This window comes from Streptomyces sp. NPDC059524 (assembly GCF_042749255.1).
Classification (GTDB): Bacteria; Actinomycetota; Actinomycetes; order Streptomycetales; family Streptomycetaceae; genus Streptomyces; species Streptomyces xanthii.
Map to the genome: position 1 here is coordinate 1 of NZ_JBHYTK010000268.1, position 6,031 is coordinate 6,031.

A 6,031-nucleotide genomic window follows, 5' to 3' on the forward strand; every position below is an offset into this window, starting at 1 on the left:
TTCCCCAGATGAAAGGCGCCCCGCGCCTTGATCGGGGAGATGCGGCGCGAAGCGCCATGCATCTCAGGGGCGCGGGGAACTGCGCGACCAGCCCCCACCGGCCCGCAGGCGACTACGAACCGGTCGCCTTCAGCGCGAGCCACAGCTCCATGCGGACGTCCGGGTCGTCGAGGGAGCGGCCGAGGATCTCCTCGACGCGGCGCATGCGGTAGCGCAGGGTGTGGCGGTGGACGCCGAGATCGGCGGCCGCCGCGTCCCACTGGCCGTGCCGGGACAGCCAGGCCCGCAGCGAGGCGACGAGATCGCCGCGGCCCGTCGCGTCGTGGTCGCGCAGGGCCCGCAGGAGCCCGTCCGCGAACGCCAGCACCGCGTCGTCGGCCAGCAGCGGCAGCACGGACCCGGCGACGACGTCCTCGTGCTCGACGAGGATGCGGCCGCGCCGGCGGGCGACGGACAGGGCCTGTTCGGCCTGTTTGAAGGCGCCGGCGGCGGCGATCGGCCCGGACGGCGCGGAGAAGCCGATCACGGGCTCCTCCCCCGTCGACCCCTCGGCGCGCACCGCCTCGGCCCGCATGGCCTCCAGCGCCTCCGCGTACCGCACGCACGCCTCGACGGCCGCGCCCCCGTCGGCGGCGAGCAGCACGAGCCGACCGCCGTCGGGCACGACGAGCACCGCCTCGCCGGCCCGCGCGGCGGCGGACTCCACGATGTCGGCGAGTGCGGAGAGGGGGTCCTCGCCGGCGCCGGTGACGGCTTCCGCGAGGAGTACGGCCGTGCCGGCCGGGGTGTCGCCGCTCGCCGCGACCCCGGTGGGCGGCGGTGCGACGGCCTCGGCGAGCACCATGCGGAACGGCGCGTCGAGCAGCGCCCCGTACAGGCCGCCGGCGACGGCCCGCGCGTGGTCGGGTTCGCCGGCGAGCAGCATCCGGAGCACGGCGGAGCCGATGCGCTGCTCGGCGGCGTGCAGGGCGCGGGAGCGCTCGGTGGTGAGGGTGAGGAGGGCGATCGCGGAGTGCAGGGCGTAGCGCTCGGCGGTGCCGAGGGTGGCGGCGGTGCCGACGGCGAGCGCGGCGCGCGGTCCGCGGCCGGTGCCGATGGAGTGCAGTTCGATGCGGTCGTCGCTGCCGGAGGCGACGACGGCGCTGGCGGGCGCGGGCCGCTCCCGCAGCCGTTCCACGTCGGGGGTGAGGCGGGCGGCGCGGCGGCCGGCCCATTCGGGCGCGGCGGCGACGACGGCGCCGGACGCGTCGTAGAGGGCGGCCCAGCCGTCGACCTGGGCGGCGAGAACGGCGAGGAGGCCCTCGGGGCCTTCGTTCAGGGCCTGCTTGGTGAGTTCGCGCTGGGCGGCGAAGCCGGAGGTGACGGCGCGGTACTGGTCGGCGGCGATGGCCGCGGAGACGGCCTTGCTGATGGCGATGAACGGGGTGCGCGGCGGGACCGCGAGCAGGGGCAGGCCCTCGCTCTGGGCGGCGTCGACGAGAGCCTGCGGCACGTCGTCGTAGTTGACGCCGACCGCGAAGCCGAGGCCGACGACGCCGGCGCCGACGAGCCGCTTGACGTACCGCCGCATCGCCTCGGGGTCCTCGGCGTCCAGCTTGAGGGCGGTGATGAGCAGGAGCTCGCCGCCCTCCATGTAGGGGACGGGGTCGGCGAGCTCGCTGACGTGGGCCCAGCGGACGGGTGTGTCCAGGCGTTCCTCGCCCGCGCGCACGGTGAGCTTGAGCGCCGAGTGGTGGACGAGCGAGGCGAGCGTGGGCGGCATGGGGCCTTCAGGTGTGCGGTACGTACGGGTGGCTCTGCGGCGGGCGTTCTGTGAAGCTTTTGGCCGCTCCGTATGAACGTCCTGAGCCGATTCTGCCTCACCGTACGTACTCCTGGCGCCGAACCGGTGCCTCCTCAGGCGCGCAGGTCCACCAGGAGCGGCGGCGCGTGGTCGCCGCGGACGGTGGTGAGGGAGAGGACGGCGTGGCCGGGCGGGACGGCGTGGGCGAGGTCGGAGGCGGACCAGCGTTCGCGCTCGACCTGGCGGACGGTGACGGCACGGGCCGTCGGCGCCCGCCCGGTGATCACGCGGCGCACGGCGTGCAGCGCCTTGCCGGCCGGGGTCTCGGCGATGATCTGCCGGTCGGTGACGTCGCGGGCCTCGGTCCACTCCTTGCCCCACACCTCGGCGAAGTCCTGCCCGTCCCAGGGGGTGAGCCCGGACAGGGCCATGCGGCAGCCGACGGCTCCGAGCAGCGGGGAGCGCAGCGGCCGGGGCACGTCGTCGAGGGTGCGCAGGGTGAGGACGGCGCCCGCGTTGGCCGAGCGCAGGCGCTGGATGCCGCGGACGGCCTGCGGGGTGATGGTGCCGGTCGCGTCGTCGAGCACGAGGCAGGCGAACAGGGAGCGGTCCTCGCGAACGGCGACGCTGGCGGTGAACTGGGCGAGGACGAGCCGGGCGAGGATCCGGGAGGCGTCGGCGTGGCCGCGTTCGGGCAGGTCGACGCGGACCCGGACGGGGTGGTCGAGGGCGCGCAGGGAGAAGGGCCGGGTGGCGCCGGAGGTGTCGAAGAAGGAGGCGAAGGCGGGCCGGTCGAGCAGGGCGACGCGGTCGGCGAGCACGGCGCCGACGTCGCCGGGGTGGCCCAGTTGCCGTTCGCGCGCGTCGAGTTCGCGGAGCATCGCGTGGTGGCCGGCGTCGGTGAGGGCGGTGCGCAGGGCGCCGAGCGCGTCGGGCGCCCCGTCGAGCAGCCGGCGCAGCTCGGGCACGGACGGGAAGCGGCCGTGGACGGCGTGGTAGGGGCCGAGGAGCTGGGCGAGGACGGTGGTGGAGCGCCGGCTGTCGCCTCCGGGGTGCGGGTCGGCGAGGTCGCCGACGAGGGCTTCGGCGAGCACGGCCGCGGCCTCGTCGGGGTCGGTGCTGCCGCCGTACAGGTCGAGGTCGTAGACGGAGTCGGGGGAGCCGACGCGGACGACGACGTCGTACGTGTCCTGCCCGCCGAGCCCGGCGCCGGCCGCGCCGACGACCACGACGGCGGCCCGTCCGGCGAGGGCGCCGAGGCAGAGGGACTCGGCGAGCGGCCACACGACGCTGCCGGTCTTGCCGGAGCCGGGCGGGCCGACGGCGAGCAGCGAGGTGCCGATCAGGTCGGGGCCGAGGGCGAGGCCGACGCCCCGGTAGGAGTAGGGGTTGCGCTCGTCGTCGGCGGCCGAGCCGATCCTGACCTGGGCGGTGGCGAGGTCGTGGCGGGCGGCGCGGGCGGGCAGGTCGCGGGTGCCGGAGGGGTGCGGGCAGGCGGCGGCGCCCTCCTTGGCGACGGCGGCGGTGAAGGCGGCGAGGCTGTGCCGGCCGCGCTTGACGCCCTGCCAGGCGCGGGCGATGCGGGCGTGGTCGACGTCGCGCATGAGTCCGGCGCGGGCGTCGGCGCCGAGCCGCTCGGCGGCGGCCTCGGCCCCGGCCTCGCGCAGCTGCGGCCAGGTGGCGGGGTCCTCCTCGGGAGCGGGCGCGCGCTCGGGGGCGGCGGGGCGGGCGGCGCGCCAGGCGGGGTAGCCGAAGCGGCGCCACAGTTCGCCCCAGCGGCCGAGCCGGCCGACGCCGACCATGATCCCGACGGCGAAGACGGCGTAGTAGAGGTACACGACGACGACCGAGGCGAAGGAGTGCGGGGAGGCCCAGGAGTCCGGGATCATCGCGTACAGCGGGAGCAGCCACCAGCCGCCGAGGTAGCCGTTCCACAGCAGGGACCAGACGAGCCAGCCGACGAGGAAGGCGATGAGGGCGCCGCTGAGCAGCTGGCGGGTCGGGGTGCGCTCGGGTTCCTGTTCGGGGCGCGGCCGGTGGCCGAAGCGCCAGATGCCCGGTGCGGCGGCGGGCCGCGGGGTGCGCAGCCAGGTCAGGAAGGTGCTGCCCGCCGGGGCGCCCCGCTCCCCCGGCGCGTGCGCGGGCCGCGGCGGGGGCGTGACGGGTCGTGCCGGGTGCGGCACCGCCGCCCCGCGCGCTCCCGTGCCGTCCCGGACGCCCCGTTCCCTGGCGGCGCCGCTCGTGCCCTCGGTGTCCATGGCCCTTGCCCCCTGACCTGCCGGTCCATCGGTCGGACCGTCCGTCGATCCGGCCTCAATTTAGTGCCCGATCCAAGGGAGTTCACCGCTTACGCGGCCCGGGGGCGCGGACTGGCCGGGAATCCCATGTGTCCACCACGGACAACAGCCCGGCCGAATCCCACCCCGATGGAGCATGACCACCCTGCCGAGGCGGCCCTAACCTGCGAAGGAACCCCCGAAGAAACCGGCGAAACCGGACCCACGCGGATCCCGGCCCAGCCGCCCCACCTGAACCAGGAGCCCCGCATGAGCGACATCCCGCAGGAGCGCCGCGTCGTCACCGCCATCCCCGGCCCGAAGTCGCAGGAGCTGCAGCAGCGCCGCGTCGCCGCGGTCGCCGCGGGCGTGGGCTCCACGCTGCCGGTCTTCACCGCCCGCGTGGACCGCGGCATCATCGAGGACGTCGACGGCAACCGTCTGATCGACTTCGGTTCCGGCATCGCCGTGACCTCGGTCGGCGCCTCCGCCGAGGCCGTGGTCCGCCGCGCCTCCGCGCAGCTCCAGGACTTCACCCACACCTGTTTCATGGTCACGCCGTACGAGGGCTACGTGGCCGTCGCCGAGGCGCTGGCCGAGCTCACGCCGGGTGACCACGCGAAGAAGTCGGCCCTGTTCAACTCGGGCGCCGAGGCCGTCGAGAACGCCGTCAAGATCGCCCGCGCGTACACCAAGCGCACCGCGGTCGTCGTCTTCGACCACGGCTACCACGGCCGTACCAACCTCACCATGGGCATGACGGCGAAGAACATGCCGTACAAGCACGGCTTCGGCCCGTTCGCCCCCGAGGTCTACCGCGTCCCGGTCGCCTACGGCTACCGCTGGCCGACCGGCGCCGAGAACGCCGGCCCGGAGGCCGCCGCCCAGGCGATCGACACCATCACCAAGCAGGTCGGCGCCGAGAACGTCGCCGCGATCGTCATCGAGCCGGTCCTCGGCGAGGGCGGCTTCATCGAGCCGGCCAAGGGCTTCCTGCCGGAGATCGTGAAGTTCGCCAACGACAACGGCATCGTCTTCGTCGCGGACGAGATCCAGTCCGGCTTCTGCCGCACCGGCCAGTGGTTCGCCTGTGAGGACGAGGGCATCGTCCCCGACCTGATCACGACCGCCAAGGGCATCGCGGGCGGTCTGCCGCTCGCCGCCGTGACGGGCCGCGCCGAGATCATGGACGCCGCGCACGCGGGCGGCCTCGGCGGCACCTACGGTGGCAACCCGGTGGCCTGCGCCGGTGCGCTCGGCGCCATCGAGACGATGAAGGAGCTCGACCTCAACGCCAAGGCGAAGGAGATCGAGGCCACGATGAAGGCCCGCCTGACGGCGATGCAGGAGAAGTTCGCCGTCATCGGCGACATCCGCGGCCGCGGCGCGATGATCGCCATCGAGCTCGTGAAGGACCCGGCCACCAAGGAGCCGCACCCGGAGGCCGCCGCCGCGCTCGCCAAGGCCTGCCACGCGGAGGGCGTCCTCGTCCTCACCTGCGGCACCTACGGCAACGTGCTGCGTTTCCTGCCGCCGCTCGTCATCGGCCAGGACCTGCTCAACGAGGGTCTCGACGTCATCGAGAACGCCTTCGCGGCGCTCTGATCACCCCTTTCGCACGGCCCGGCCGCTGCCGCCGGCACGGATGACCGTTCCGTGACCTGCGGTAACGGTCGGGCCGTGTGAAGAAGGTGTGGGGGGCCGATGGCAGGTTGGCCAACCGTCTGTCGTCCCCCCACCCCCTGACGTACGGTTTCTGCAGATGAGAGAAACACCTCGCCCACGGGGGACTGTGGGTGATGCCGGGTCGGAGCCTCCCCAGCCCCGCCCTGGTCGTGCCCTCGCGCACACCCCCGGAGCCTCCGGCTCCGGAACTCCTCACCGATCGGACGGTCGCCCGCCCCAAACCCCCCGGGGCGCGCGGCACGCCGGTCAGTTCGGCCGGCCCGGCACCACCCCCCCTGTTCCGGGC

The 6,031-nt window shown here is 74.9% G+C and carries 3 protein-coding genes and 1 pseudogene; 2 read left to right on the top strand and 2 right to left on the bottom strand.

Features of this window, described 5'->3' with window-relative positions:
* Nucleotides 1-112: 112 nt before the first annotated feature.
* Together ACFW9D_RS37665 and ACFW9D_RS37670 are read right to left on the bottom strand one after the other, a co-directional pair.
* Nucleotides 113-1,762: a PucR family transcriptional regulator gene (locus tag ACFW9D_RS37665; RefSeq protein ID WP_384629929.1), complete on the bottom strand. Its 1,650-nt coding sequence runs from the start codon at nt 1,760-1,762 to the stop codon at nt 113-115.
* Between the two features lie 134 nt (nt 1,763-1,896).
* Nucleotides 1,897-4,041, bottom strand: a complete 2,145-nt coding sequence (locus ACFW9D_RS37670; protein WP_384629931.1) for an ATP-binding protein — start codon at nt 4,039-4,041, stop codon at nt 1,897-1,899.
* Nucleotides 4,042-4,329: 288 nt separating this feature from the next.
* Here ACFW9D_RS37670 and gabT point away from each other — a divergent pair, with 288 nt between their 5' ends.
* Both gabT and ACFW9D_RS37680 read left to right on the top strand, forming a co-directional pair.
* On the top strand, nt 4,330-5,664 hold the full coding sequence (gene gabT, locus ACFW9D_RS37675; RefSeq protein WP_188336564.1) for a 4-aminobutyrate--2-oxoglutarate transaminase: 1,335 nt from the start codon (nt 4,330-4,332) through the stop codon (nt 5,662-5,664).
* A 157-nt stretch (nt 5,665-5,821) separates the two neighbouring features.
* Nucleotides 5,822-6,031, top strand: a pseudogene (locus ACFW9D_RS37680) (phosphoesterase); the annotation flags it as partial.

Bases quoted from the DNA above. Each gene is read 5' to 3' on its own strand.
- gabT (WP_188336564.1), top strand. From the start codon at position 4,330: ATGAGCGACATCCCGCAGGAGCGCCGCGTCGTCACCGCCATCCCCGGC.
- ACFW9D_RS37665 (WP_384629929.1), bottom strand. From the start codon at position 1,762: ATGCCGCCCACGCTCGCCTCGCTCGTCCACCACTCGGCGCTCAAGCTC.
- ACFW9D_RS37670 (WP_384629931.1), bottom strand. From the start codon at position 4,041: ATGGACACCGAGGGCACGAGCGGCGCCGCCAGGGAACGGGGCGTCCGG.